A 26,060-nucleotide genomic window follows, 5' to 3' on the forward strand; every position below is an offset into this window, starting at 1 on the left:
GGCCCGAGGCCCGACGTCGGACCCCCGTCCGGCGTCGGGCCCCGGAGTACCCGCGCGGCGGTCGACGTCAGGGCGTGCGGCCGATGAAGGCCAGCAGGCGGGTTTGTGCGTCGGCGTCCTCCGGGACCTCGACCCGCGGGCCGTAGTGGCCGCTGTCGCGCAGGACTTCGTCGAGCGGCAACATCCCCTCCAGGAGTCGGGCGCACGTGGCCGGGTCCAGGCGTTCGTCCTGGCCGGTCGCCCGGGCCAGGTCCCAGGTGTGCAGGAAGACGTCGACCGTGTAGAACCGGTCGATCGCCTCGCTCAACGGGAGTTCGCCGATGTGCGGGTTCGCCAAGACCTTGCCGGCGGTGGCGGGGTCGTCGAGGAGGGCCTGTACCGCCTCGTTGTGCACGATCCAGGCGGCCCGCGGGTCGTCGTCCACCGGCGGCCCCTTCGGCAGTTCGATCCCCGCGCCGGATCGGAGAAACGCCGGGAACCACTCGACCAGGTGGCGCACCACGTCGCGCGCGGTCCACCCCTCGCACGGTGCCGGGTCGTTCCACGCCGCGGCCGGCACGCCGAGCACCCGCTCGGTGAACACGCCCGCGACGCGGCGGTGTTCGGCCGCGGCGGCGGTTTCTTGCCGGAGTTCGTCGAGTCGTTCCGAATCCTCGCGGACGCCGTGCTCCGCGCCGCTCGCGATCATCGCGTCGCCCTCGATCGTCGTCTCGTCGTGGTGCGGGTCGTTCGTGGCAGTCATGATGCCGCCTCCTCGGTGCGGGATACCGTACCCGAGCGTGCCGCACGCGGTTGCCGATCGGGGCGTTCGGTCGGGCGTTCGGCGAGTTGGTGCAGGCGCAGGGCGAGTTGCAGTTCCAGCGCCTGCTGCGGCCGGTTCCAGTCCGGTCCCAGGAGGGCTTCGACGCGCTCCAGGCGTTGTACGACCGTGTTGACGTGGATGTGCAGCTCCTCCTTGGCCCGGGTCAGGCTGCCGCCGCACGCGAAGTAGGCCCGGAGCGTGCGCACCAGTTCGGTGCCGCGCCGCGCGTCGTACGCCAGCAAGGGGCCCAGCGCGTCGCCGACGAACGTGTCGACGTCCTGCCGGTCGCCGAGTACGACGCCCAGGAACCCCAGCTCCGCGGCGCACGCGCCGTCGCCGGTGCGGCCCAGCACGATCAGGGCGCGCAGGCAGCGGGCGGCCTCCGCGTGGGCCGCCGCGATGCCGCGCGCACCCGCGGCGGGGCCCGCCGCGGCGACCGTGACCGGCGCTCCGGTACGTACCCCGAGCCGGTTCGCGGCGCGTCGGGCGGCCTCGCCGGGCGGCGTGCCGTCGTCCGGCAGGAGCAACACCGTGGACCCGGCGTGCTGCGCGGTCACGCCGCTGCCCGCGAACAGGTATTGCCGGGCGCGCGCCGCGAGCCGCTCCCGGCCCGAGGTCGCGGTATCGGCCACGAGGACCAGGTGGGGGCGGTCGAGGTCGATACCGGAACGCCGCGCCCGGGCCGACAGGGACGCGGGATCGCGGTCGGGATCGGTCAGCAGGTCGGCCAGCAGCTCGCCGCGGACCCGGTTCTCGGTCTCCGCGACCGAGCGGCGCAGCAGCAGCAGGAGCGCGGCCACGACGCCGGCCCGCTCGAACACGTGCCGGTCGGCGTCGTCGAGATCGGCGCGACGCAGCACCAGGCTGCCCAGGGCCTCGGGCCCGGCCAGGACGGCGCAGACCCACCCGCCGTGCCACGCCACCGCGCGTCCGAGCGCGTGCGACTCCTCGGCGGCCCGGACCAGTTCGGCGCCGCCGAGCGGGGTGGCGTCGGCGTCCGTCGCGGGGCCGGTCAGGTCCAGACCGGCGGTGTCGTGGATGGCGACCGACCCGCCGAGGAGGTCGGCGACCGCGGCGGCCACGTCCGGCAGGTCGCCGCCGCGCAACACCAGGTCGGTGAGTTTGTCGTGCGCCTCCTCGGCGCGCTGCACCGCGTTGGCGTGGGCCCGGATGACGGTGTTCGCCTCGGCCAGTTCCGCGAGCGCCGCACGGGTGTCGGCCATGGCGCGCGCGGTGTCGATGGCGATGGCGGCGTGGGTGGCCAGCGAGCTCATCAGCGCCACTTCGTCGCCGCCGAACGCGCGTGGGGCCCGGTCGGCCGCCATCAGGACGCCGACGACCTTGCCCCCGTCCCCGCGCGTCGAACCCAGCAGGAGGGGCACGCCGAGGATCGCGACCAGGCCCTCGTCGAGCACTCCCTCGTCCACCCGGTCGACGTGCCGAAAGCGGGTGTCCGTACGGTAGTCGGGGGTCGCGTACGGCCGCGCGGTCTGCGCGACGAGCCCGCCGAGCCCGTCCCCGAGCCCCAGGCGCAGGGCCTGGAAGATCGGGGAGACCGACCCGTCGGTCACCCGCATGTAGGTGTCGCCCGCCTCCTCGTCCGGCAGCGTCAGGTACGCGGTGTCGGTGCCCAGCAACATCCGCGCCCGCCGGACGATCGAGCGCAGCACCGAATCCAGGTCCCGCAGCGCCGCCAGGTCGCTCGCGGTGTCGAACAGCGCGGTCAACTCCCGCTCCCGGCGCCGGTGTTCACGCAGCGTGCCGCGGATGCGCAGGGCCTTCGCGGTGGCGTCGTCGAGGTCCGCGAGCTCGTCGGGTGCGGCACCGGCCGCGCGGGCCTGTGCGGACAGGGCCCGGAAGTCCTCGGCGGGCGCGTCCGCGGAGAGGAGGTCGAGGAGGTCCCGGGTGAACCGCGCGGTTCGCCCGGGGTGTTGCTCTGCCATGGTGTCCGTCCATCCGCCGAGGTGGTGGCAGGGAAGGGATGTGTGCGCCACCGTAGGCGTCCCCGCCGAGGCAGGACATGGTGCCACGGCACACGACCGGGCATCGACGAGTATGAGCCGGCGCCATGACGAGCGCGGCGCCGCCGGGGCGTGACCTCGACGCGCGAGTCAGTGCGCGGTCCAGCCGCCGTCCAGGACGAACGAGGTTCCGGTGACGTGGCGGGCGTGCGGCCCGCACAGGTACAGGGCCGCCTCGGCGACCTCCTCGGGCTCGATCAGCCGTTTGATCGCCGTGCGTTCCAGCAGGATGTCGCGGACGACGTCGTCGGCGGGGATCCCGTGCGCGACGGCCTGGGCGGCGATCTGGCCCTCGATCAGCGGCGTGCGGACGTAGCCGGGGCAGACGCAGTTGCTGGTGACCCCGTGCGGGGCGCCTTCCAGGGCGGCGACCTTGCTGAGTCCCTCCAGGGCGTGCTTCGCGCTCACATACGCCGACTTGAACGTGCTCGCCCGCAGACCGTGCACCGAGGAGATGTTGACGATGCGCCCCCAGTTCCGCGCGTACATGTGCGGCAGGACCCGGCGCATGATGCGAAAGGGCGCCTCCACCATCACCTTGTGGATGAGGGTGAACCGTTCGAGGGGGAACTCCTGGATCGGCGCCACGTGTTGCAGACCGGCGTTGTTCACCACGATGTCGATCCGGGCCGGCAGCGTGTCCACGGCGTCCGGATCGGCCAGGTCGGTCCCGTGCGCGGTGCCGCCGATCTCCTCGGCGACCGCCTCGGCCGCGTCGACCGCGATGTCCACGACGTGCACGTGCGCGCCCGCGGCGGCGAACGCGAGGGCGCAGGCACGTCCGATCCCGCTCGCCGCCCCGGTCACCAACGCGACGCGTCCGGCGAGGAAGGGGGCGTCGGGGGGAGTGGGCGAGAGGTCGCCGGTGATCGCACTGGTTGCCATGGCCATATCGTAGGAAAAGCGAGCCTGCGGGCACATGGAGTCCGTCGCCATAGTCGCGGGGTGCGCCGTGGGCCGAGGCGCCATGCCGAGCCCGTGGGCACGGCGGCGCCGCCGGGCGGGCCGGAAGCGGCGCGTGCCGCACGCGGAGCGGCCGTGCGCCGAGCCGGCGCGCCGGCCGCGGGTCACCAGGTGCCGATGTCGCCGTCGTCGACCCGGTCGTTCCAGGCCACCGTGCGGCTCGACGGCGGGTTCGTGTCGTGCTCCACCCAGTCTTCGAGGGCCTTGAACACGGTGCGGTACGCGGGCAGGAGGGGACGCAGCCGAGCGGGGAAGAGGTCGCAGAATCCGTCGACGTGGTTGCCGCCCTCGACGCGGTACTGGCGATGCAGCCGGCCGCGACCGGCGGCGGCGACGAGGTCGGCGTAGCGGTCGGAGTGCAGCGTGATGGGCAGGAACGCGTCGAGGGTCCCGTGCAGGGAGAGCAGCGGCTTGCCGATCGCCCCGGTGAGCGCGACCCGGGCGACGGCCTCGTGCACGGCGGAGGGGCGGTTGGGGTAGTCGTAGTCGGCGTCGCTGCCCGCCTCGCCGGGGCCGGCGAAGGGGACACCGGCGGGCGGTAGACCCGGACCGGGGTGGTGCGGGTCGAAGACGGCCCGGTAGGTGCGTTGCGTGACGTCCCAGTAGGTCCGGTGGTGGATGTCCCACAGGAACTCCGACCCGGCCGGCAGTCCCGCTTCGATCAGCCGTGCCGCCGCGTCCGGATCACCGCTGTCCCGGTAGCGCGGATAGTGGGCCAGGACCGTCGGCAGATACGTGAACAGGTTGGGTCCTTCGGCCATCCACAGCGGGCCCTCCCAATCCACGCCGCCGTCGTACAGGTCCGGGTGCCGCTCCAGCTGAGCGCGGGTCAGGTAGCCGCCGTTGGAGATCCCGGTGACGTAGGTGCGGTGCGCCTCCGTGCCGTAGTGGCGGCGCACCGCCAGGCGTGCGGCGACGGCGAGTTCGTACAGGCGGTCGGACCAGTCGACGAGCGTGTCGCCGGGGTGGTGCCCCGCGGTGTGGAAGTCGGGGCCGGAGTTGCCCTTGTCGGTGGCCGCGTAGGCGTAGCCGGCGGCGAGCGCCCCGTCGGAGATGATGCGGTCGGTGGCGTATTGCCGTCGGATCCCCGGAGCGGCGGTGACGACCAGTTTGCCGTTCCAGTCGTCGGGGAGGCGCAGTACGAACTGTGCGTCGTGGTGCCAACCGTGATGCGGGTTCAGCCGGGTCTCGGCGGGGAAGCAGCCGTCGATCTGCAGTCCCGGCACCGGACGTTCCGGCCGTGGGGTCCCGGACGCGTGCAGGTTTTCCCAGTCCGCGAGGACGGTGTGCCCCGCGACGGCGGTGCCGACGGTGGTCAGATCCCCGAGCCGCACGACCTGTTGGCGTTCGGCTCCCGGGACGCGGACCGTCCGGCCGGCGTCGACGCCCACGGCGCGCGCGGCGCCGCCTTCCGTGGTGTCCGCCATCGCCGGCTCCTTCGAGTGTGGTGGGCCCGTATCGCTCCGGAGCGCCGTGCCGGAGCGCCGTGCATCCGCACGACGGTATGGCCGTACCGGGACCTCGTCCATGGCGTCGTGCCCCATTCACCGTCGTTCGAGCATGTTCGCGGAGCACACCGGCCGCGGCATCGACCGCCGGTGGACGGCGATTCGACCGGCACATGGGCCGACACGTCGTCGCTCGGTCGACCGCGGGCCAGGGGTGCGACCCACACCTCCGGTCGCTCGTCGTGTGGGCCGTCCTCATGGGCCCGGCCCGCCCGTCCCGCCTACCGTGTCGGGGCGGGCCGCTCCGGGCCCGCCGGGCGGAGGAGTTGACGATGGTGCGGAAGTCGGGCGGCTGGATCCTCGCGGTGTTGCTCGCGCTGCTGACCGGGCTCGTCGGAGTACCGGCCGCCTCGGCCGCGCCGCCGACTCATCTCACGATGGAGGCGAGCTACAACTCGCCGGCCAATGGCTGGGAGCGCGTCGAGCGTTATCTCGACACCACCGCAGGGTTCCGCCAGGAGCAGTACCCGCCGGACGGTCGCGGTGACCAGGACGGTCAGCGCCTGACCTTCTTCGGCGGGGTGAAGCAGCCGTATTCCGGGCGCTTCCTGCTCTACTCCGCACCCGGCTGGAACAGCGGCGCACACCAGGTGCCGGTGCTGCTGGTGCACGGCGCCAACGACAACCCGGACCGGGCCTGGGCCAACCCGGGCGAGTCGGGCGGCTACGGCTGCGGGACGGCGTCCTGCCCGAACACCGGCCTGATGCAGTACCTCTCCACGCGGGGATACCGGGTCTTCGCCATCGGCTTCGCGCACAAGCAGGGCGACAACCTGATGCAGGCGCAGGAGGTGGGCGACGCGGTCGCGTTGATCCGTGCCCGGCTGGGCGTCCCCCAGGTGGATCTGGTCGGCTGGAGCAAGGGCGAGATGTCCACCCGGGCGTACGTCTCCTCGGTCAAGCCCTCCTGGGGGCGCCCGTATGCCGGCGACGTCCGGCGGCTGGTCACCCTGGGTGGCCCGAACGGCGGCTACGACTACCCCTTCGCGCACGGCTGGGCGCACGATTTCAGCATCTGGCCGGAGTGCGGCGGCAAGGTCAACGCGCCCTCGCCGCATCTGCGCATGACGTGCTACGGGACCTATCAGGCCCACCCGGAGTACGCGTTCACCCCGACCGGCGGCTACGACGACTACCCGGGGCAGCGGCAGATGTTGGCCCGCTGGGACGGTACGTACGGCGTCGACCAGAGCCAACAGGACTGGTACACCACCTACTACGGCGGCCAGGGGTTCTACACCGACGGCACCGGCATCCAACCCGCCATCGCCGCGGGCTCGTTGATCACCCCGCTGCACCAGGCCGGCATTCCCGCCCAGGTCCGCACCTTCCTGCTGGCCGGCGGTACCCCGAGCATCCTCGGCATCTTCAACGAGAACCGCGGGCCCAGCGACGGCGTGGTCTTCGTCTCCAGTGCCCTGGACACCACCGGAGTCGGTACGGTCGGCGGGACCGCGCTGGTCGCCGGCGCCAACCACCTCGAACTCGGCTGGAACACCACGGTCGCGGCCAAGGTTGCCGGCTGGCTCGACTGAAGGATTCAAGGATGCTGCTGCCCACCATCGCCGCCGGTCGGATCGCGACCTCCCGGCTTACCGTCAACTGCCTGCAGATACAAGGACGTTCCGGTGAGCCGGTGGTCTTCGTGCACGGCAACGTGTCGTCCTCGCTCTTTTGGCGGCAGGCGATGCTCGACCTGCCCGCGCACTATCGGCCGATCGCGCTCGACCTGCGCGGCTTCGGCGACACCGACCCGCTGCCGGTGGACGCGACCCGCGGCCTGCGCGACTACAGCGACGATCTCAGCGCGTTGATCGAGACGCTCGACCTGGGCCGGGTGCACCTGGTCGGCTGGAGCCTGGGCGGAGGTGTGGTCCTGCATCAACTGCGGGACCACGCGCAGCGGTTGCGGTCGGTGACCCTGGTCAACCCGGTCTCGCCGTACGGGTTCGGCGGCACGCACGGGATCGACGGCCGGCTGAACAGCCCGGACGGCGCGGGCTCCGGCGGCGGCGCCGCGAACCCGGAGTTCGTCCGGTTGCTGGCGGCCGGCGAGACCGGCGGGGAGTCGCCGCTGTCACCCCGCGCGGTGTTCGCCGACTGCTACGTCAACGCGCCCGTGGAGCCGGCCGACACCTATGTCGCCTCGATGCTCACCACCCGGGTCGGCGACGACCACTACCCCGGCGACTCCCGCACCAGCGAGGCCTGGCCGGGCCTGGCACCGGGCGACCGCGGCGTGCTCAACTGCCTGGCGCCGACCCACTTTCGGGTCGACGACCTGGAACTCGCCGCGGCCAGGCCCCCGGTGCTGTGGTTGCGGGGCTCGGCCGACGTGATCGTCTCCGACACCTCGCTCTTCGACCTGGCCCACCTGGGCGCACTGGGTGCCGTCCCCGGCTGGCCCGGAGCGGACCACTGCCCCGCCCAGCCGATGATCGCCCAGACCCGCGCCGTCCTGGCCCGCTACGCGGCGGCCGGCGGCCCGGTCCGGGAAGCGGTGGTCGAGGGCGCGGGGCACAGCGTGCACATCGAGCGCCCGAAGGAGTTCCTGACGGAACTGCTGCGGGTGCTGCGGGAGGCCGATCCCGAAACCCCGACCGGGTAACGGCCACGCGGGCGCGCGGGCCGCTCCGCCGCACGACGGCCAGGGCGTGGCTTCAGGGGTGACCGTCCCGATCGCACGGAGTCCGCGACCGCGGGGTCACGCCTCGCAGTCGTCGGAGACCTTGCCTCCGTCGGCGCCGGCGTCGCAGATGTCGACGCCGGGGCCGCCGACGAGGGTGTCCACGCCGGCACCGCCCTTGAGGGTGTCGTTGCCGAAACCGCCGTCCAGCGTGTCGTTTCCGGGACCGCCGATCAGCAGGTCGTCCCCGTCACCGCCGCGGAAGGTGTTCTCGACCGCGCCGTAGGCGGCGAACGCGTCGTTGCCGGTACCTCCCCGCAAGTCCTCGACGTCGGGGCGGATGTTGCCGTTACGATGGCCGACCGGCCCGTCGTCCGCGATCCCGTCGAGCGTCACCGACACCGCGGCGGTCTCGGAGCCGTAGTTCACCACGTCGCGGCCTGTCCCCCCGGAGATGTCGTACGTTCCCCCGTGCACCACGAACGTGTCGTTGCCGTCGCCGCCCAACGCGGTCGTACCGGCGTACAGATCGATGGTGTCGTCGCCCGGACCGCCGTCGACCCGGCATGGATCCGGGGAGAGCGTGTCGTTGCCCGAACCGCCGTGGAGGACGCACGACACGCCTCCGAGTTGGTCCGAGACGGTGATCCGGTCGTCGCCGTCACCGCCGTCGATCACGGCTCGGGAGACATTCGGGCACAACACGAAGTGGGTCACGTCCCGGGTGCACCCCGGTCCGACGGCCACGCCGCCCGCCGGATCGTGGACACTCCAGGCCGGGATGGTGTTCGTCTCGTAGAAGTGGTCGTATTGCACAAGGATGTTCGACGACAATCCCGGCGCTCCGACCACGTACACGACGGAACCGTCGACATAGACGGTGGTCGGAGCCACCGACGCCGATGCCGGTGCGGACACGGCGGTAGTCGCCAACCCCGCACCCGTCACCGCCCCGACGACCATCAACCACGCCGTCGCGATCCGTGCGAACCAGCGCCTGCCGCTCACGCCCGACCCCCTCGCTCGGCGCCGACGCCCGATGGAGCGCCGGCACATCGACGCACACGCACCGGCGGAACACCCGCCGCCGTGGGCATCCGACCCACGCGCAACCAGGTTCCCTCCCGACCGACCGGCCCCACAGCGCGCGTTCCGGCCGAACCCGAAATGCCCTGCGAATCAAAGGAGTTGAGCATCAGGGCGGCCGACTTCGCGCGCCGAGCCGGCACGAACGGCAGCGGCCCCACACCCGTATCCGCTGCTCAACACCCACCATCCGCACGTCCGGCACCCCCGCCGGCCACCGCCGTGGAAGCCCCACTCGCCCCTCCAACGGGTCCCACCTCGGGGCTTGTTCACCTCTCGGACACCACGGCGCCACCAGGGCTTCCCCTGTCCGCCGGCCCGAATCATCCGCCGTGGTCCCGCGGCCCCGGACATCACCTGTGTCCCCGGATCGTGCCGTTCCGGTAACAGCGGCCGGAGATCACGATTCGCGCCCCTAGGGTCGTGATCACAAGCACGGCGCCGCCGCAACGTACCCGGCACCAGGGGGGTTACGGGTACCCACGTCACACACACGGCGGCGCCGTGGTCCGCGACAAACACCGAACCGGGGGGTTCACGGTGCGTATCACCATGCCGCGTCACGCGGCGACCACAGTCGTTGTACCGCTGACCGCGGTCGCGCTCTTCGGCCTGACGGCCTGCGAGAAGTCCGGCGGCGACGCCGAGGACACGCCGTCCGCGTCCGCTTCGATATCCGCCGCCGCCGACAGGGCGGACAAGAACGCGACGCCGGCGACGGACCGGCAACTGTCCGCGGTCCTCATCGACGGGAAGGACATCCCCGCCGGATACGGCGGCGGAAAGGTGTCGAACGAACGGACACCGGACAAACCCGGCGAGGTGGTCAGTCCCGCCGCGTGCGTGGCGCTCGGCAGCGGCGGCACGTCGCACCCGGTCGGCCACGCCGAGCGTTCGTACGCCATCGCTCCCGGCGACCCGGAGTCGGACGACTCGGTGCGCGTGAGCCTGTCCAGCGCGCCGCGCGACGTGCTGCAAAAGCAGCTCGACGACGGCATCAAGGCGCTGGGTTCCTGCGCGCACTACACCGTCACGAAGGGTGGCGACGTCACGACCTTCGCCGTGACCGATGTCAAGGTCGGCGTGCGGGGCAAGGACAGCGTCTCGTACAAGGTCGCCGTCTCCACCAACGGCCGACTGCTCGGCACCGCCGTCAACACCCTGGTTCTCCGGGGCACCACCGGTCTCGCCGTCACGTCGTTCGCGACGCCGGGCAAGGGCGACCCCGCCGACACCGGCCCGTTCGTGGGCGCCCAGCTCTCCGGGCTCGACAGGATGCCTCCCGACACAGGGGGTTCCCCGTCCGAGCCGGCGCGGCCCACCGCCAAGCCGTCGGCCACGCGGAGCGCCGAGAGCAGGACGATCCCGGCCGCCGACACACTGACGGCGGCACTGCTCAGCGCGCAGGAGGTTCCGGCGCAGTACTCGGCCGAGGGTCCGGAACCCGCGACGCCCGAGGACGCACCCCGACTGTCCGACCCGCGTTGTGCACCGTTGATGGACACCTCGCAGGACCGGCGCACCGCCGCGGTCCAACAGAAGTATCGCAAGACGACTCTCGACGCGACCGTGCGGCCCACCGAGGGTGTGATCACCGAGCTGTCGAGCGGCCGACACGAGGTGTTGAAGCGGGAGTTCGACGCGTACGTCGCGGCGCTCGAGGTCTGCTCGTCCTTCTCCGAGACGAACGACGACGGCACCGTCGACCGGTACACGATCACCGAGGTCTCCGTCGGGCGCAACGGTGCGGACACCGTGGCGTTCCGGATGCGCGACGACCACCCCACCGACGGACGCCTGTACGCCTACCTCGTGGTCGCCGTCAAGGGCGACGTCGCCATGCAAATGGCCTCGTTCGCGCAGACCGGCCCGGCCGAGGTGCCGTCCGAAATGATCGACGGCCAGCTGTCCAAGGTGGCCGAGATCGCAGGCTGACGACCCGTCGGACACGGACGCCCCACACGCTCCGGGCGACGGCCCGGAGCGTGCGGGGAGGTCGGTTCGTGGTCCGCCGGTCAGTCGACGTAGCGGGCGGGGGGCGGGGCCGCGGTCGGGTCGGACAGGTTTGCGGCGAGCCACTTTCGGTAGGAGGCCATCCATGGGCTGTCCGCGCCGCCCGCGCGATAGTTCTCCAGGATCGCGTTGACCCGGCGGACGAGGTCGGTGTCGTCGGGATTCATCGCGACCCCGTACAGCGTTTCGTCGAGGCGTGGTTCCAGTACGCGGATCATCGGATCCTGTGCGGCCAGTCCCGCGGCGAGTGAACCGTGTGTGAGGATCGCGTCGGTCCGACCCTCCTGTAAGCGCACCAGGCAGTCGAGATGGTTGTCGGCGAGGTCGACGATCGCGCCGAGGTCGGCCTGTGCCAGGACGTCCACGGCCGTGGTGCCGGCGCCCACGCACACCCGGCGTCCGCGCAGCGTCGTGTCGAAGGCCCGCACGGGTGACCCCTTGGGTACCACCAACTGCTGGCCGCTGCGGAAGTAGACGGTGGAGAAGGCCACTTCGGCCTTGCGTTGACACGTGATGGTCATCGTCCGCACCATCACGTCGACGTCTCCCGCCCGGATCCGCGCGACCCGTTGCTCGGGAGACATGGTCACGAACTTGACCCGGGCGCCCGGGCCCAGGATCCCGCGGGCGATCGCCCACACGATGTCGATGTCGAACCCGACGATCTCGCCCGTTTCCGGGTCGGCGGACCCCCACAGATAGCTGTTGAGGTCGACGCCCGCGACCAGGAATCCGCGCTGCCGGATCCGGGCGATCGCCGGCCCGTCGTCGGCGTTCGTCGGCCGCAGACTGGCCCACGGATCGCACGCGGGCGGCGTTGCCGCGGGCGCGGCGGGCGACGTCGCCGGCGCTCCGACAACCGCTGTGGGTACCGGGCGGCGCGTGGGCGGGGAACCACCGCACCCGACCGCCATCCCCGCGAGCACGACCACCACCAGACACCGGGCCGCCATCCTCACCGGCTGTACGCGCATCGCCCGCCACGTCCTCTCCGTACGGCGCACGTCGGAGGGCGCCGCGCGCACGGTCCGCACACGGCCCCCGGATTCGATCGACACCATCGTCGCGTTCCGAGGGGAGGCAGGTGTGGGTATCTCCCCATGCCGCTTGTCGGTTCACGGCCACCGCCCGCTTCACGGCGACTCGGTCGGGCCCCCGATCCGAGGTTTCGAGTCGGAACGGCTCGCCCGGGGAGCGGGCAGCTCGGGCCGCGCGTAGTAGCCGGCGACGTCGCAGTGCAACGGGCCCCACGCGTCGGGTTTGCCGAGTTCGCGGAAGTAGACGTCGACGTCGCCGGCGGCTCGACCGCCCGGAACACGGGCGTTGGCCGCGGTGCAGACGAGTTGGTGGACCGCGTCCACCTCTACGCGGCCGGCGTCGAGGGGGAGCGTGAGCGTGACGCTGCCCTCGCCGGTGTCGACGTCGACCCGGCCGGCCAACTCCGCCAGGAGGGTCCGGAATCCCTGCCGTCGTTCGGCCTCGGTCGGTCCCTTGAGCAGGAGCGCGATCGCCTGGCCGGGGTCGAGGGACGTGTCGCTGAGCCGGGACACGGCTTGCACACCGTCGGACGACGCGAAGAACAGGCGGGCCCGGTCGGGGACGGTGCCGACCTGGGGAACGCCCTTGGCCGGGGGGCCGACTCCGTGTGGCGTCGTGGTCGAGATGCCGCATCCGGTGACGAGAGCGGCCACGACGACGGCGGCCACGGTGGCGGGGAGCTTCACTGGTCCTCCGGCTGTCGGGTGTCCGGCACGACGACCGGTGGCACGAGGGGGAGTTCGATGGTGAACACGGTGCCCTCGCCCGCGGTGGAGGCCGCTCGCAGGGTGCCGCCGTGCAGGTGGATGTTCTCGCGGGCGATGGCAAGTCCAAGCCCGCTGCCGTCGGATCGGGTCCGGGCCGAGTCGGCCTTGTAGAAGCGGTCGAAGATGTGCGCGAGTACGGCCGGATCGACGCCTGGGCCGTGGTCGACGACATCGAGGGCGACCCGGTCGCCGGCGCGGCGCAGCACGACCCGGACGGGGTCGGCGCCGTGTCGCAGCGCGTTGCCGACCAGGTTGGCGAGGGCGACGTCGAAGCGCCGAGGGTCCAGGACGACGCGGATCCCGTCGGGGAGTTCGGTGTCGACCCGGTCGATCCAGCCGCGGGCGCGCAGGGTTCGGCGTACCGCGCCGGCGACGTCGACCTCGTCGGTGTGCAGGACCGCGGCGCCCGCGTCGAAGCGGGAGATCTCCATGAGGTCGTCGACCATGCGCGCGAGTTTGCGGGTCTCCTGGGCCACCAGGCGGAGCGCTTCGGAGGTGTCGGGGTCCAGGTGGGTGGTGTCCTCGTCGAGGACCTCGGTGACGGCGACCATCGCCGCGAGGGGTGTGCGCAGTTCGTGGGAGACGTCGGCGGCGAACCGGCGGGCGCCGGCTTCGAGGCGGCGCAGTTCGGTGGCGTCGCGTTCGATGGTGTCGGCCATGGTGTTGAACGTGGCGGTCAGGTCCGCGAGTTCGTCGTTGCCGCGGACGGGGATGCGGGTGTCGAGGTCGCCCCGGGTGATCCGGTGGGCTCCCGCGCGCAGCCGCCGTACCGGGCGCAGGACGTGCGCGGCGGCGACGAGCGCCGGGACGAGGGCGAGCGCGACCGCGGGGATCGCGCCGTAGCGGGCCGCGGTGACCAGGGCGTGGATGTCGGCCTGTTCGCCGCGCAGGGACAGTTCGGCGTACGCCACGATCCGGGTGGGGGTGCCCTCGGGTCCCGCGTGGAGGATCGGCATCCCGACGACCAGCCACGGGCCGCCGGGCCGCGCGACGCGCTGGGCCACCGCGCCGTTCTTCCGCAACACCGCGGAGCGCAGGGCGGCCGTGATCGTGCCCGGATCGCCGGGCGCCTCGGCGGGGATGAGCGGACCGTCCTGGTACGACACGTGTGTACGCCAGTTGCGCGGGATGCCGGCGCGGTTGAGCCGGACGGTCAGCTCCAGCAGGTTCTCGGTGCTGGGCGGATACGCCAGATCGGGTGCGCGCGAGTCGAGTTGGGCGCGCAGTTCGTCGGTCACGGCCTCCTCGGTACGGTCGAGGATCGCGTCACGCGCTTTGTCGAACGTCAGGGCGGAGGTGATCAGCGCGCTGAACGCGGCAACCAGGAGGAACGCGACGACCAGCCGGGGGCGCAGGCCCCGCAGCGACAACCGGCGTCGGAGCGGGCGCGGCGACCGGGGCGCGGAACGCGCGGCGGACGCGGTCACAGCGGACCGAAGCGGTAACCGAATCCGCGAACCGTCTGCACGTAGCGGGGGCGGCGCGGGTCGTCCTCGACCTTCCCGCGCAGGCGCAGCACACACGCGTCGACCAGCCGGGCGTCGCCGGCGTAGCTGTGCTCCCAGACCCGTTCGAGGAGGATGTCGCGGCTGTACACGCGCCCGGCGGAGGCGGACAGGTACAGCAGCAGCTTGAGTTCGGAGGGCGCGAGCGTGAGTTCGGTTCCGTTCTTCGACACGATGAGCGCGGCCCGATCGATCGTCAGGTCGCCGTACCGGTCGACCCGGGGCGCCATCGGATCCCCGGCGATGCCGTCGTCGGGGTCGGCGGGTACGGCGCGGCGCAGGGCGGCCTTGACGCGGGCGCCCAGGACCTCGCCGCCGGCCGGTTTGACGACGTAGTCGTCCGCGCCCGCTTCCAGGCCGACCACGATGTCCATGTCGTCGCCGCGCGCGGTGAGGATGATGATCGGGACCTGGTGTCGTTCCCGGATCCGGCGGCACACCTCCAGGCCGTTCATGCCCGGCAGCATCAGGTCCAGCAGGACGAGGTCGGGGCGAAGGTCCTCCAGGCCGGCGAGTCCGGCCTCCCCGGTGGGCGCGACGGCGACCTCGTGGCCGCGCCGCCGCAGTGCGATGGCGACGCCTCTTTGGACCGCGGGATCGTCTTCGATAAGCAATACACGTGGCATGGTGGTGACAATTCCCTGCTGAGTCGTCCCGATGGATCATATGGATTACGGGAGTTGTGTCGGGCCGTCCGAGGAATGTGTGGTGAGGCGGGGACGGCGGTCTGCGATGCCCTTCGACTTTACGACGGATCGCGAGGTACCAAAGCCGGTCCCGAACGTGGTCGCGGACCCGGCCCGCGATCCGGCCCCGAACCGGTCGGCGGGTGCGTCGGCGCCTGTTCGTACAGCTCAGAGCCTCGTTGATCACCATATGGTCCCGGGATGACGGCTCCGTGCGGGATATGTGACGAGACGGTGACAGCCTCCGGTTTCGATACCCGATCGTGTTTGGCTCGGCGAGCAGTCGAACCGATAACCAGGATATCGAGACGGGAATACCCATGACGATTGGTGGAATACGTCGCGGCGACACGGCGAGGGCCGTGGGTACGGCAATGGCTCTCGTCGTGACCGCGGCGGCTCTCGCGAGTTGCGCCGGCGGTGCCGATACACCGGCGAGGCAACGCGTCGGCGACACCCACCAGGCGGCCCGCCCGGTGCCGGGCACCGCCGACGCCGACCCGCCGACCGACCCGCGCCCGAAGGAGAACGCCAAGGCCGATCCTTCGATATCGCGGCACTCGGAGGACGGCGGCAAGTCGGTCAACCTCACCCTCGACGACGGCCCCGACGCCGTGTGGACGCCCCGCTTCCTGGATCTGCTGAAGAAGCACAACGCGAAGGCCGTGTTCTGCGTCCTGGGACCCGCCGCCAAGGCCAACCCCGAACTGCTCGGAAGGATCGTCGACGCCGGCCACCGCCTGTGCAACCACTCGGTGCATCACGACACCGGCATGGACAAGAAGCCCGTCGACTACCAGACGCAGGAGATCCTCGACGCCAAGAACATGATCGATCAGGCGTCGGGAGGCCGACGGATCTGGTACTACCGGGCACCCGGGGGCGCGTTCACCCCGGAAAGCCGCCAGGTCGCCGCCGACAACGGCATGCGTCCCCTCGGTTGGAACGTCGACCCGAGCGATTACCAACGCCCCGGGGTGGACGCCATCGTCACCCGCGTCCAACAACAACTGGCCAAGGGCCCCACCGTCCTGATGCACGACGGGGGCGGCAATCGCGAACAGTCCTTCCAGGCCCTCGAGAAGCTCCTGGCGTGGTTCGACGAGCAGGGCTACCGGTACAGCTTCCCGCAATCGTGAGCCTGCCGCGATCACCGGCCGGCCGAGCGCGCACGCGACCGGCCGGCCGTTCCGTCCCGGAACTCTCAATCTCCGTCGGCCAGTTGGGTGACATCCACGGAGGCCGCCCCGCTGTGGGGCTCCGGTACGACCGCCCACAGGGCCGCCATCGCGGCGAACGCGGCCACCAGGGCGACGGCCCCGGTCCGACCACGCGCCCAACGGGCCCGAAAACGGATCGGATCCTCCACCAGGAGCTTGGAGAGCGCGGCGGCGGCAACGGAAACGACCACGATGACGGCCGTCCGTCCCCAGCCCGAGAAGCCGAGGCGTTCCCCGTCCAGCAGCAGATAGACCGGCCAGTGCCACAGGTAGAGGCTGTACGAGATCAGACCGGTCCAGCGCAATGGGGCGCTGCCCAGGGCACGCCCGACCGGGCTGCCCGGGGCTCGGGTGAGGCAGGCGATGAGGAGGGCGGCGGCCAGCGCGTGCAGGAACATTCCGCCCTGGAACAGCGAGGGTGAGTCCTCTCCGTCGGCCAGGACCCAATACGTGCCGATGCCGCACGCCAGGGCGAGCGAGATCCACCCGGCCGGGCGCGCGTCCAGTCGGGCCACCGCGCGAGTGGCCGGCCCGGTGGCCATCAGAGCGCCCAGGAGCAGGGAGAAGGCACGCGTGTCGGTGCCCTCGTACACCCGGGTGCTGTCGATCGGATCGACGAGGTCGAGCATCAGCGCCAGGGAGACGACGGCCCCCGCGGCCGCGACGACGGCGACGTTTCGGCCGGCATGCCTGCCCCGGGCCACCAACACCAGCAACAGCGGCCAGAACAGGTAGAACTGCTCCTCGACGGCGATGCTCCACAGATGGCCGAAGACCCGGGTGTCGCCGGAGTTCCAATAACCCATCCGGTCGGCGATGAAGTGCCAGTTGGCGAGATTCGCGACCACCCACGGACCGTCGTCGAGCGCGTTTCGGATCAGCGCGGGCGCGCCGAACGCCCATACCAGCAGCAGGGTTCCGGACACCATGACGGCGAGGGCGGGCAGGAGGCGGCGGGCCCGGCGGCCCCAGAACGCGACGAGGTCGATGCGGCCGTTGCCGGTCGCCGCCTCCTTGAGCAGCAGTCCGGTGATCAGGTACCCGGACAGCACGAAGAACAGGTCGACGCCCAGGAAGCCGCCGCCGAAGTTTCCGGCGTGAAAGAGCAGCACCGCCGCGACGGCCACACCGCGCAGACCGTCCAGTGGCCCGATGTGCGGTCTGGCGGAGGTGGGCGGGCTCGCGGGCGTCGCGGGTATATCGGACGGCGTGGGAACCCGCCGATGGGTATGCCGAGGTGAAGTCTGCGCAGGCATGGGATGGGTCTCCGAAAGACGCGGGGGCGGAACGAGCCCGGGCCCGTTCCGCCCCTCGATCAACTGTGGCCGGGGGAGGCGAACGCGTCGCCCCGGGTCGACTACTTGCAGCCGAGTCGTGCGTACACCTTGTCGCCGGTCCACGACCCGGTGGCCCAGCGGTCCGCCGCCGCCGGTGTGAAGGAGTACCGCTTGCCGAGCTCCTTGCCCAACCAGTGGGCGAACGCGGCCGCACCCTGCTGACACGAGTGGATGCCGTCGTTGCTCCGCTGCGCCTTGGCGGCGGCGCCGTCGGTGCCCCACAGGGCCGCGGCGTCGAGGAAGTGCACCTTGCCCGGATGTTTGTCCGCCACGTCCTTGGCCGACTTCGGGGCGGTCTTGATCTCGGCCTCGTGCGGCTTGTAGAAGTCGTCGATCTTGAACGGCGGCGCGGACACGATGACGAGTTCGGCGCCGGCGTCGGTCACGGTCTTGACCAGTCGTTCGTAGCTCGCGTGTTGTTCCTCGGACTTGCCCCAGTCGTAGGTCGTGATCTGGTAGACGACGACGTTGGGCTTGAAGGAGCCGAGTTCCCCGGGCAGTTGTTCCCACGTGGGTTCGGCGACCTCGCCGATGACGCCGCCGCCACCGGCGGCCGCGATCGACTTGAACTCGGTGCCGTTGGCCTTCATCGCCGCCCCGAGCGCGGGGGCCTCGACTTCGCCGATGGAGTCACCCATCCACAACAACTTGGCGACCTTCGTGTTCGTGTTCGCGGCACCGGACGATTCCCGGCCGGCGCCGGTCGGGGACGCGGTCGCGTCGGACCGGCCCACGGTGGTCGTGCTCTTCTTGTCCGAGTCGTCGCATGCTGTGATCCCGAGGACGCCCGTCGCGGTGGCGAGGGCGATTCCCACGGTGAGCCGAACGGTGCGCCGACGGCGGGCGGAGGGGTAGGTCTGGCTGTTCATGCCGTTCAGTAGAACCGCTGAAATCCCTGCCCAGAGGGGTCGTCATCGTTTCATCACATGCTGTGAGACGAACAGTCATCCACCACACCCGCGAAGCCGGTGTCCTCGTTTCGCGCGGGTCGAGGTCGGGTTCCCGGGGTTCGACGGGGGCGTGTGTGGCGTTGTTGACAGATTGTGCCGCGTCGATTGCATTTCATTGACGGTCGACTTGTGCCTGTGTGAGCGTTTCGTTCGCTCGGGCACGAACCCGGCGCACACGAAGGTCGGTTCCGCTCACCTCGCGGAGTCGGTGCGAGTCGGACTCGTGGTCGAGGCCTGTCCTCCATCCAAGGAGCCTCGATGAAACGCAGCACGGTGACGGTCGGGTCGGTCCTGGCCTTACTCGCCGGCCTCGTGGTCGGTACCTCCCAGTCGAACGCGGCGACTCCCCCGCCCGCACCCGGATTGGCGGCGGCCGTGTCCGCCGCCGACAGGGCCGCCGCGAGCGGTCTGGACGTCCTGGCCAAGGGCCCCGACGAGAGTTACGTGCGGCAGCAGGTGACCCCGTGGGTCGACAACCTGTTCTCCGTGGCCTACGAGCGCACCTACCGCGGGCTGCCCGTGGTGGGCGGCAGCGCGGCGGTGCTGGCCGACGGCAACGGCACCGTCCGGGCCGCCGAGTCGGCCACCACTGTGCGGATCGACGTGCCCGTCAAGCCGACGTTCGGCAAGGACGCGGCCGAGAACGTCTCGCGTTCGCAACTCAAGGTCGTCGAGAAGGTCGACTCGCGACGCCTGGTCGTGCGGGTTCGGGAGGGTTCCGCCAACCTGGCCTGGGAGACCGTGCTGATCGGCAACACCGAGACGGCGCCCAGCCGACTGCACGTCTTCGTCGACGCCCGCTCGGGGCAGGTGCTCGACTCCTACGACGACGTCAGGGGCGGCACCGGCACCAGCCAGTGGAACGGTCCCAACCCGCTGACGATCACCACCAGCGGCAGCGCCGGCAGCTACAAGATGACCGACCTGACCCGGCCCGGCCTGTCCTGCTCCGACTACAGCGGCGGCGTCTTCACCAAGGCCACCGACACCTGGGGCAACGGCAACGCCACCAGCAAGGAGACCGGCTGCGTCGACGCCCTGTGGGCCGCGCAGAAGGAATGGAACATGCTCAAGGACTGGCTCGGTCGCAACGGCCACAACGGCAACGGCGGCAGCTGGCCGGTACGTGTCGGACTGCCCGCGGTCAACGCCTACTGGACCGGCTCGCAGATCCAGATCGGCCACAACCAGGGCAACCAGTGGATCGCGTCCATGGACGTCGTGGGCCACGAATTCGGGCACGGCATAGACCAGTTCACTCCCGGTGGCGCCGGCTCCGAGGCCGGCCTGGGTGAAGGCACCGGCGACATCTTCGGCGCGCTCACCGAGGCGTACACCAACGAGCCCTCGCCCTACGACCGCCCGGACTACCTGGTCGGCGAGACGGTCAACCTGGTCGGCAACGGCCCGATCCGCAACATGTACAACCCCTCGCAGATCAGCAACAACCCGAACTGCTACAGCGCCTCGATCCCGGGCACCGAGACCCACGCGGCGGCCGGGCCGTTGAACCACTGGTTCTACCTGCTCGCCGAGGGCACGAACCCCGGTGGCGGCAAGCCCACCAGCCCGACCTGCAACAACACGCAACTCACCGGCACCGGAATCCAGACCGCGGGCAAGATCTTCTACGGCGGCATGCTGCTCAAGACGAGCGGCATGACCTACAAGAAGTACCGCACCGCGACCCTGAAGTCCGCCAAGGCGCTCGACTCCACCTGCGGTCTGTTCAACAAGACCAAGGCCGCCTGGAACGCGGTGAGCGTCCCGGCCCAGCCCGGCGACCCGACCTGCCCGTGATGCCCGACGCACCACGCTAGACATCCGACGCCCGTCCCCGGACGAGGCCGCGGCCCCCGCCGCGGCCTCGTCCGCCATGTCCGGCGTCGTTGACGGGAACCGTTCCCGGAACGTCCCGGGAGATCGGATGGCTGAGGGCCCGCGGGTGCGGGAACGCGGCCGCGGGCGGCCGATGGGTGGTGGTCCGACCGGCCTGTCTTCTTGTTCGCCCGGCCGTCATACTGGAAGTCATCGGACCTCTGGAAGGATCATCGGCATGGCTGTGACGGACGAGGCCATCGACAGGATCAAGGAGATGATCGTCTCCGGAGAGCTTCGGCCCGGCGACAAGCTGCCGAAAGAGGCGGACCTGGCCACCAAGCTGGGGTTGTCGCGCAACTCGCTGCGCGAGGCGGTCAAGGCGTTGTCGCTGATCCAGATCCTGGACGTGCGACAGGGCGACGGCACCTATGTGACCAGTTTGGAACCCGGCCTGTTGATGGGCGCGATCGCGTTCGTCGTGGACTTCCACCACGACCGGAGCGTGCTCGACTTCCTCCAGGTCAGACGGATCCTGGAACCCGCCGCGACCGCGCTCGCCGCGACCCGGATCGACGCCGCGGGGATCGCCGAACTGCGCGGCCTCGCGCAGGTCGACGAGCCGCGGCCGAGCACCGAGCGACTGATCGAGCAGGACCTGCGCTTCCACCGGGCGATCGCGGGCTTCAGCGGCAATCCCGTGCTGTGCTCGCTGCTGGACTCGCTGTCCAGTCCCACGATGCGCGCCCGGCACTGGCGCGGCCTGACCCAGAGCGGCTCGTGGGAGCGTACGGTGCGCGAGCACCAGGCGATCGTGGACGCGCTGGAGAGCGGCGACGCCGAGGCCGCGCGGGCGTGGTCGACCGCGCACATCGCGGGCGTCGAGCAGTGGCTGCGCAAGGTGGCCTGACGCGCGGTCGGGCCGGGCCCCACCCGGCGCCGACGCGGACGGCGTCGGTGCCGATCCCGCTTGCCCGGACCCCGGCACGCGGTGGAGCATGACCTCGCGTGACGTCGCCGACGGCACTGCCCGGCCGCGCCCGGCAGTGCCCGAGGGCGTCAGGCCAGCGACGCGGCGTGGGCGGGGTCGATGGCGTGCCGAAGCGGCCGGTTCCGGGTGAGGCGGTCGACTTCGTCGAGCACGAGCTGTCCCAGGCGATGGCGTTCGGTGCCCATGGCGCCGGCCAGGTGCGGTGTCAGGACGACGTTGGGAAGGGTGAACAGTGGCGAGTCGGGGGCCGGGGGCTCGGGGTGCGTTACGTCGAGTACGGCGGTGAGGTCGGGCCTGGCCCGCAGGACCTCCGTGGCGGCGCTCTCGTCGATCAGCGCGCCCCGCGCGGTGTTGATCAGTGTCGCGCCCGGCCGCATGGAGCCCAGCAGTCGCGCCCCGATCGAGCCGCGGGTCTCGGGCAGCAGCGGTGCGTGGAGGCTGACGACGTGACACGCGGCGAAGAGTTCGTCGATGGAGACCAGCCGGACTCCCGCGCGCTCGGCGGTGTCCGAGGAGGCGACGGGATCCGCGGCGAGGACCTCGACGTCGAAGCGGGCGAGGTGGGCGGCGACGAGCCGGCCTATGTGCCCGAGTCCCAACAGGCCCACCCGTGACCGGTAGGCGCCCGGGACGTCGGGATCGGTGGGGAAGCGGCGGTTGTGCGCCACCTCCCGTGCGATGTGGTGGGCCTGTTTCAGTCCGAGGAGGACATGCGCGAGGGTGAACTCCGCGACCGGGACGGCGTTGGCCGCGGCGGCCGAGACGATCGGGATGTCGCGTTCCCAGAAGGCGGGTGTGGTCAGGTGCCGGACGGATCCCGCCGCGACGAGAACCGCCCGCAGCCGAGGGGCATGTGACAGGAGGGCGCCGTCCAGGACGGGCGCGCCCCAGCCCGTGAGCAGAAGGTCGACGTCGCGCAGCACGTCCGGGTCCGCGTCGAGTTCCTGCCGGGTGAGGGGCGGACCCTGCCAGTGCACGAGCCGGCCGAGCCCGGCCAGCACCTCGGGCGGGTAGACGTCGGCCCGGCGTGCTTCCTCCATGACCAACAGGGCTGTCGGTACGGTGGCCGGTTCGTTCATGGCGGGTCGGTCTCCTCGGCCTGTCCGATGGTGGACCGACAGCCGGACGATCGGCGGTCCCTGCTCGGATGCGGTGGCAAACGTCTGACTGGATGTCGCGATTGGTACGGCCTGGCCCGTGTTCGGTGTCGCCCGGCCCGGGTGTTGTCCGGCCTGAAGCTCACGGAAACCATACATCGGATCATTGAAATGTCATCGCTGTGACCTTGACTGCTCGAACTTCTCGGCTCGGACGACTACTCGCCGTTCCCGCCGATGCCCAAAATGCACGCGTAAGAGCCCATCCACAGGTGTCGGGCCGTCCCTCCCGCCCGTCGGATCACGTGGAGGCGGTGCGGGAGCACGCCGGACGAGTGTTCTCCTCGGCCGCTGAAACCTCTTGTATTCATCGGACTATTGACCGGCGAATCGGACCCCGTTACCGTCCCAGCAAGCGCTTTCCAGGCCACTGCGATCCGGCGAAAACAGGAGTAGTCATGCATAGATCGCGATGGATAGGTGTCGGGGCCCTCGCCTCCGCCCTGATCCTCACCAGCTGTACATCCGGGCCTGCGGGAGTGGATGCCAAGCAGAACTCCAAGGCGCCTCTGGAGCTTTGGACCCGGACGACGCCGGGCGGACCGGGGGACAAGGGCGCGCAGGAACTGGCCGCCGCCTTCGAGAAGGCCACGGGCTTCAAGGTCGAGGTCACGGCGATCTTCGACGACTTCGAGACCAAACTGCAGCAGCGCGCCGCCCAGAAGAAGCTTCCCGACATCGTCATGAACGACGCGACGCAGATCGGGACCATGCACAGCCAGGGTCTGCTCCGCGAGATCGACATGGGCAAGATCAAGGACAGCGCCCAGATCATCGGTCAGGGGCTGCAGTCCGGGAAGAGCCTGGACGGCAAGCAGTTCGGACTGCCGATCTCCGCGCAGGCGTCCGCGCTGCTCATCCGCAAGGACTGGCGCGAGAAGCTCAAGCTCGAGGCACCGCGGACCTGGGACGAGTTCGCCGCGATGGCCGCGGCCTTCACCACCCAGGACCCCGACGGCGACGGCAAGAACAACACCGCCGGGCTCGCCGCCCCGCTGTCCACCAAGCGCGGCTACGCCTCCTGGTACTTCTCCAACTTCCTCTGGGCCGCGGGCGGCGACTTCATCACCGAGGCCGGCAAGGGCAAGTACAAGCCGGCGATGACCACCCCTGCATCGGTGCAGGCCATGCAGTGGTTCCGCGACCTGGGGTGCAAGACCAAGGCGATCCAGCCCGGCGCCGTGACCATGGACACCCCGCCGACGAACGAGACGTTCGAGGCGGGCAAGGCCGGGATGTACGTCGTCGGCCCGTACCTGCTGCCGCGCTTCGACAAGTCGCTCGGCGCGGACAAGTACGAGGTCGTGCCGATGCCCAAGGGACCCAAGGACGCCACCGTCCTCGCCGAGGGCAGCTCCGTCTACCTCATGGCCGGTTCCGACAACCGCGCCGGCCAGGACGCCTTCGCCGCCTTCGCGGTCTCCGTCGAGGGCCAGAAGAAGGGGATGGAGGGCACCACCGGCTACACCGTGCAGATCCCCGTCAACACCAACGTGGACATCGCCCAGATCCGCACCGACCCGCGCTGGAAGACCTACGCCCAGGCGTACCAGGACTCCGGGCGCTACGCGCCCTCCATCCCGAACTGGACACCGGTGCGACAGGTGACGGCGGACGCGGTGAACGCGCTGATGGCGGACTGCGGTCTCGACATCAACGCCAAGTTGCGTGAGCTGGACAAGCAACTCGCCGACATCCTCAAGGAGCAGGGGATCGCCGCGTCATGAGCCTCGACCAGGCGGATCCGGCCGCCCTGCCGGCGGCCGGCCCCGCCCCGCGAAAAGTGGGTCGCCGGGGCGGCGGGGCCGCCGACCGCCGGGTCCGCGGCCGCAGAGGAGGCCGGTGGTGGACGCCCTGGCTGTTCCTCGCCCCGGCGCTGATCCTCTCCCTGTACTTCAAGTTCATCCCCATGGTCAACGCGGTGACCATGTCCTTCCAGGAGGTTCAGCCCTACCTGGGCAACCGGTGGGTCGGCACCGACAACTACAGCACGGTGCTCCAGTCCCACGGGTTCCGCGAGGCCGTGTGGCACACGATCGTCCTCGCCGTCGGCCAGACCTTCGGCGCGATGGCGCTCGGCTTCGCGCTGGCCCTGCTGATGGAGGGGCAGAGCCGTCGACTGGGATTCGTGCGCTCCGCCGCGTTCCTTCCGGTGGTGGTGCCGATGGCGGTCGTCGCCGAACTGTGGCGGATCATGTATCACCCGACCGGGGACGGCATGCTCAACTCCATTCTCGGTTTGGCGGGAATGGGTCCGTCGGGGTTCATCAACGACCCCGACACCTCGATGGCGTCCATCATGGTCACCGGCATCTGGCGCGGCGCCCCCTACGACATGATGATCTTCCTCGCCGGTCTGACGAGTGTGGACCGCGGTCTGTACGAGGCGGCCAGGGTCGACGGCGCCTCCCGGTGGCAGCGGGTGCGGCACGTGACCGTGCCCGGGCTGCGCTCGGTGTTCTCGATCCTGTTCATCCTGGCCGCGATTCGCGGACTGCGCGTGTTCACCGAGGTGTTCCTGCTCACCAACGGGGGGCCCAACGGCTCCACCGAGGTCGTCATGACCCTCATCTACAAGCTCGGGCTCGAGCAGAACCGGCTCGGTGTCGGAGCGGCGGGAGCGGTCCTGCTGTTCGTCGCGACGCTGATCCTGACCGTCATCGTCCAACTGCTGCGGCGGAGGGAGAGCAAGTGAGCGAGTCGACCGAAACCGCGCTGGGCCTGACCGAGAGCCGCAGCATCGGCGGACGGATCCTGAAGGCCGTCGTCTACCTCCTGGTCCTGACCATGTTCGCGGGTCCGTTGCTGGCCCTGCTGGTCGGCGCCTTCGGCGACATCAAGGACCCGACGCAGCTGAGCATCGTGCCCTCCGGCTTCACGTTGGAGAACTTCGACATCGCCTTCGACCAGGGGGTGCTCAAGTATCTGCTGAACTCCTTCTTCGTCGTCGGCTTCGGGCTGCTGCTCCAGGTGTCCGTCTCCGTCCTGGCCGGATACGCGCTGGCCAGGAAGGTCTTCCCGGGCATGACGCTGGCGTTCGTCGCCATCCTGGCCACGCTGATGTTGCCCGAGGAGATCCTGGCCATCCCGCTGTCCGTCGTGCTCGCCGACCTGCCGGTCGTGCACTTCAACCTCATCGGCACCCTCGCCGGCATGATCGTTCCGCTGGGCGCCTGGGGATTCTCCATCCTGGTGATGACCGAGTTCATGAAGGACGTGCCGCGCGAACTCGAGGAGGCCGCGCGCATCGACGGCGCCGGAGACTTCCGGATCTTCGCCCAGATCATCCTGCCGATGTGCAAGCCCGCCCTCGGCGTGATCGGGGTCTTCGGGTTCACCATGATCTGGGACCAGTACCTGCTGCCCCTGCTCGTCGCCACCGACTCCTCCTCGTACACGCTGCCGCTGGCACTGCGGACCCTGCGGATCGACCCGGCCGTGACCCCCGGAGTGGTGATGGCGGCCTCGCTGCTGGCGCTGCTGCCCTCGGTCATCGTCTTCCTGTTCTTCCAGCGGTCCTTCGTCAGCGGCCTGTCCTCCGGGGCCCTCAAGGGCTGACCCGCACACCCGTC

Annotated in this window: 21 protein-coding genes; 9 read left to right on the top strand and 12 right to left on the bottom strand. The window is 70.8% G+C overall.

Translation table 11 applies throughout. From position 1 onward, the window contains the following. Positions 1–67 precede the first annotated feature (67 nt). From EMA17_RS02675 to EMA17_RS02690, 4 genes are all read right to left on the bottom strand, one after another. Positions 68–742: a TIGR03086 family metal-binding protein gene (locus EMA17_RS02675; RefSeq protein ID WP_126635204.1), complete on the bottom strand. Its 675-nt coding sequence runs from the start codon at positions 740–742 to the stop codon at positions 68–70. Continuing rightward, positions 739–2,745: a helix-turn-helix domain-containing protein gene (locus EMA17_RS02680; RefSeq protein WP_126635205.1), complete on the bottom strand. Its 2,007-nt coding sequence runs from the start codon at positions 2,743–2,745 to the stop codon at positions 739–741. Before EMA17_RS02680 ends, EMA17_RS02675 begins: the two co-directional genes overlap by 4 nt. Positions 2,746–2,913: 168 nt before the next feature. Beyond that, a complete protein-coding gene (locus tag EMA17_RS02685; RefSeq protein WP_246126396.1) occupies positions 2,914–3,708 on the bottom strand; it encodes a 3-hydroxybutyrate dehydrogenase in 795 nt (264 codons plus the stop codon). 182 nt (positions 3,709–3,890) lie between these two features. After that, entirely contained in the window at positions 3,891–5,213 is a 1,323-nt protein-coding gene (locus tag EMA17_RS02690; RefSeq protein WP_126635207.1) for a tannase/feruloyl esterase family alpha/beta hydrolase, read from the bottom strand. Positions 5,214–5,566: 353 nt separating this feature from the next. On the opposite strand from EMA17_RS02690, the gene EMA17_RS02695 reads away from it, so the two are divergent. After that, entirely contained in the window at positions 5,567–6,829 is a 1,263-nt protein-coding gene (locus tag EMA17_RS02695; RefSeq protein WP_218042601.1) for an esterase/lipase family protein, read from the top strand. An 11-nt stretch (positions 6,830–6,840) separates the two neighbouring features. Continuing rightward, entirely contained in the window at positions 6,841–7,902 is a 1,062-nt protein-coding gene (locus tag EMA17_RS02700) for an alpha/beta fold hydrolase (RefSeq protein ID WP_126635208.1), read from the top strand. A gap of 96 nt (positions 7,903–7,998) precedes the next feature. Here the strand turns inward: EMA17_RS02700 and EMA17_RS55200 are convergent, their stop codons facing one another. Further along, positions 7,999–8,928 (bottom strand): calcium-binding protein, encoded by a 930-nt coding sequence (locus EMA17_RS55200; protein WP_281290419.1) that lies wholly within the window; start codon positions 8,926–8,928, stop codon positions 7,999–8,001. A gap of 618 nt (positions 8,929–9,546) precedes the next feature. Between EMA17_RS55200 and EMA17_RS02710 the strand changes: the two genes are divergently transcribed. Beyond that, positions 9,547–10,941, top strand: coding sequence for a hypothetical protein (locus EMA17_RS02710; protein ID WP_126635210.1), 1,395 nt, complete (start codon positions 9,547–9,549; stop codon positions 10,939–10,941). Between the two features lie 80 nt (positions 10,942–11,021). Here the strand turns inward: EMA17_RS02710 and EMA17_RS02715 are convergent, their stop codons facing one another. From EMA17_RS02715 to EMA17_RS02730, 4 genes are all read right to left on the bottom strand, one after another. Then, positions 11,022–11,993 carry a glutamate ABC transporter substrate-binding protein gene (locus EMA17_RS02715; protein ID WP_160161289.1) on the bottom strand — a complete coding sequence of 324 codons (972 nt, stop codon included), beginning with the start codon at positions 11,991–11,993 and terminating at the stop codon, positions 11,022–11,024. A 159-nt stretch (positions 11,994–12,152) separates the two neighbouring features. Then, positions 12,153–12,743 (bottom strand): GerMN domain-containing protein, encoded by a 591-nt coding sequence (locus EMA17_RS02720; RefSeq protein ID WP_126635212.1) that lies wholly within the window; start codon positions 12,741–12,743, stop codon positions 12,153–12,155. Next, positions 12,740–14,194, bottom strand: a complete 1,455-nt coding sequence (locus EMA17_RS02725) for an ATP-binding protein (protein WP_246126397.1) — start codon at positions 14,192–14,194, stop codon at positions 12,740–12,742. Before EMA17_RS02725 ends, EMA17_RS02720 begins: the two co-directional genes overlap by 4 nt. Positions 14,195–14,247: 53 nt before the next feature. Beyond that, positions 14,248–14,955 carry a response regulator gene (locus tag EMA17_RS02730; RefSeq protein ID WP_126635213.1) on the bottom strand — a complete coding sequence of 236 codons (708 nt, stop codon included), beginning with the start codon at positions 14,953–14,955 and terminating at the stop codon, positions 14,248–14,250. Positions 14,956–15,389: 434 nt separating this feature from the next. Between EMA17_RS02730 and EMA17_RS02735 the strand changes: the two genes are divergently transcribed. After that, entirely contained in the window at positions 15,390–16,154 is a 765-nt protein-coding gene (locus tag EMA17_RS02735; protein WP_126635214.1) for a polysaccharide deacetylase family protein, read from the top strand. Between the two features lie 65 nt (positions 16,155–16,219). Here EMA17_RS02735 and EMA17_RS02740 read toward each other — a convergent pair whose 3' ends face one another. Beyond that, complete coding sequence (locus tag EMA17_RS02740; protein ID WP_126635215.1) at positions 16,220–17,491, bottom strand: acyltransferase family protein; 1,272 nt, start codon at positions 17,489–17,491, stop codon at positions 16,220–16,222. A gap of 101 nt (positions 17,492–17,592) precedes the next feature. Continuing rightward, positions 17,593–18,441 carry an SGNH/GDSL hydrolase family protein gene (locus tag EMA17_RS02745; RefSeq protein ID WP_126635216.1) on the bottom strand — a complete coding sequence of 283 codons (849 nt, stop codon included), beginning with the start codon at positions 18,439–18,441 and terminating at the stop codon, positions 17,593–17,595. A gap of 339 nt (positions 18,442–18,780) precedes the next feature. Here EMA17_RS02745 and EMA17_RS02750 point away from each other — a divergent pair, with 339 nt between their 5' ends. Then, positions 18,781–20,322 carry a M4 family metallopeptidase gene (locus EMA17_RS02750; protein ID WP_126635217.1) on the top strand — a complete coding sequence of 514 codons (1,542 nt, stop codon included), beginning with the start codon at positions 18,781–18,783 and terminating at the stop codon, positions 20,320–20,322. A 256-nt stretch (positions 20,323–20,578) separates the two neighbouring features. Further along, positions 20,579–21,250, top strand: coding sequence for a FadR/GntR family transcriptional regulator (locus EMA17_RS02755; protein ID WP_126635218.1), 672 nt, complete (start codon positions 20,579–20,581; stop codon positions 21,248–21,250). A 149-nt stretch (positions 21,251–21,399) separates the two neighbouring features. On the opposite strand, the gene EMA17_RS02760 is transcribed toward EMA17_RS02755, so the two are convergent. Further along, positions 21,400–22,410: a hydroxyacid dehydrogenase gene (locus EMA17_RS02760; protein ID WP_126635219.1), complete on the bottom strand. Its 1,011-nt coding sequence runs from the start codon at positions 22,408–22,410 to the stop codon at positions 21,400–21,402. 476 nt (positions 22,411–22,886) lie between these two features. On the opposite strand from EMA17_RS02760, the gene EMA17_RS02765 reads away from it, so the two are divergent. Genes EMA17_RS02765 through EMA17_RS02775 form a run of 3 tightly spaced genes read left to right on the top strand, consistent with a single transcriptional unit; the run spans position 22,887 to position 26,046 of the window. Then, positions 22,887–24,215 (top strand): sugar ABC transporter substrate-binding protein, encoded by a 1,329-nt coding sequence (locus EMA17_RS02765; protein ID WP_126635220.1) that lies wholly within the window; start codon positions 22,887–22,889, stop codon positions 24,213–24,215. Then, positions 24,212–25,183 (top strand): carbohydrate ABC transporter permease, encoded by a 972-nt coding sequence (locus EMA17_RS02770; protein WP_126635221.1) that lies wholly within the window; start codon positions 24,212–24,214, stop codon positions 25,181–25,183. The genes EMA17_RS02765 and EMA17_RS02770 overlap by 4 nt, the downstream gene beginning before the upstream one ends. Further along, entirely contained in the window at positions 25,180–26,046 is an 867-nt protein-coding gene (locus EMA17_RS02775) for a carbohydrate ABC transporter permease (RefSeq protein WP_078982007.1), read from the top strand. The genes EMA17_RS02770 and EMA17_RS02775 overlap by 4 nt, the downstream gene beginning before the upstream one ends. The last annotated feature ends 14 nt before the right edge of the window (positions 26,047–26,060 follow it).

This window comes from Embleya hyalina, assembly GCF_003967355.1.
GTDB lineage: Bacteria > Actinomycetota > Actinomycetes > Streptomycetales > Streptomycetaceae > Embleya > Embleya hyalina.

Bases quoted from the DNA above. Each gene is read 5' to 3' on its own strand.
- EMA17_RS02675 (WP_126635204.1), bottom strand. From the start codon at position 742: ATGACTGCCACGAACGACCCGCACCACGACGAGACGACGATCGAGGGC.
- EMA17_RS02680 (WP_126635205.1), bottom strand. From the start codon at position 2,745: ATGGCAGAGCAACACCCCGGGCGAACCGCGCGGTTCACCCGGGACCTC.
- EMA17_RS02685 (WP_246126396.1), bottom strand. From the start codon at position 3,708: ATGGCAACCAGTGCGATCACCGGCGACCTCTCGCCCACTCCCCCCGAC.
- EMA17_RS02690 (WP_126635207.1), bottom strand. From the start codon at position 5,213: ATGGCGGACACCACGGAAGGCGGCGCCGCGCGCGCCGTGGGCGTCGAC.
- EMA17_RS02695 (WP_218042601.1), top strand. From the start codon at position 5,567: ATGGTGCGGAAGTCGGGCGGCTGGATCCTCGCGGTGTTGCTCGCGCTG.
- EMA17_RS02700 (WP_126635208.1), top strand. From the start codon at position 6,841: ATGCTGCTGCCCACCATCGCCGCCGGTCGGATCGCGACCTCCCGGCTT.
- EMA17_RS02715 (WP_160161289.1), bottom strand. From the start codon at position 11,993: ATGCGCGTACAGCCGGTGAGGATGGCGGCCCGGTGTCTGGTGGTGGTC.
- EMA17_RS02730 (WP_126635213.1), bottom strand. From the start codon at position 14,955: ATGCCACGTGTATTGCTTATCGAAGACGATCCCGCGGTCCAAAGAGGC.
- EMA17_RS02735 (WP_126635214.1), top strand. From the start codon at position 15,390: ATGGCTCTCGTCGTGACCGCGGCGGCTCTCGCGAGTTGCGCCGGCGGT.
- EMA17_RS02740 (WP_126635215.1), bottom strand. From the start codon at position 17,491: ATGCCTGCGCAGACTTCACCTCGGCATACCCATCGGCGGGTTCCCACG.
- EMA17_RS02745 (WP_126635216.1), bottom strand. From the start codon at position 18,441: ATGAACAGCCAGACCTACCCCTCCGCCCGCCGTCGGCGCACCGTTCGG.
- EMA17_RS02750 (WP_126635217.1), top strand. From the start codon at position 18,781: ATGAAACGCAGCACGGTGACGGTCGGGTCGGTCCTGGCCTTACTCGCC.
- EMA17_RS02755 (WP_126635218.1), top strand. From the start codon at position 20,579: ATGGCTGTGACGGACGAGGCCATCGACAGGATCAAGGAGATGATCGTC.
- EMA17_RS02760 (WP_126635219.1), bottom strand. From the start codon at position 22,410: ATGAACGAACCGGCCACCGTACCGACAGCCCTGTTGGTCATGGAGGAA.
- EMA17_RS02765 (WP_126635220.1), top strand. From the start codon at position 22,887: ATGCATAGATCGCGATGGATAGGTGTCGGGGCCCTCGCCTCCGCCCTG.
- EMA17_RS02770 (WP_126635221.1), top strand. From the start codon at position 24,212: ATGAGCCTCGACCAGGCGGATCCGGCCGCCCTGCCGGCGGCCGGCCCC.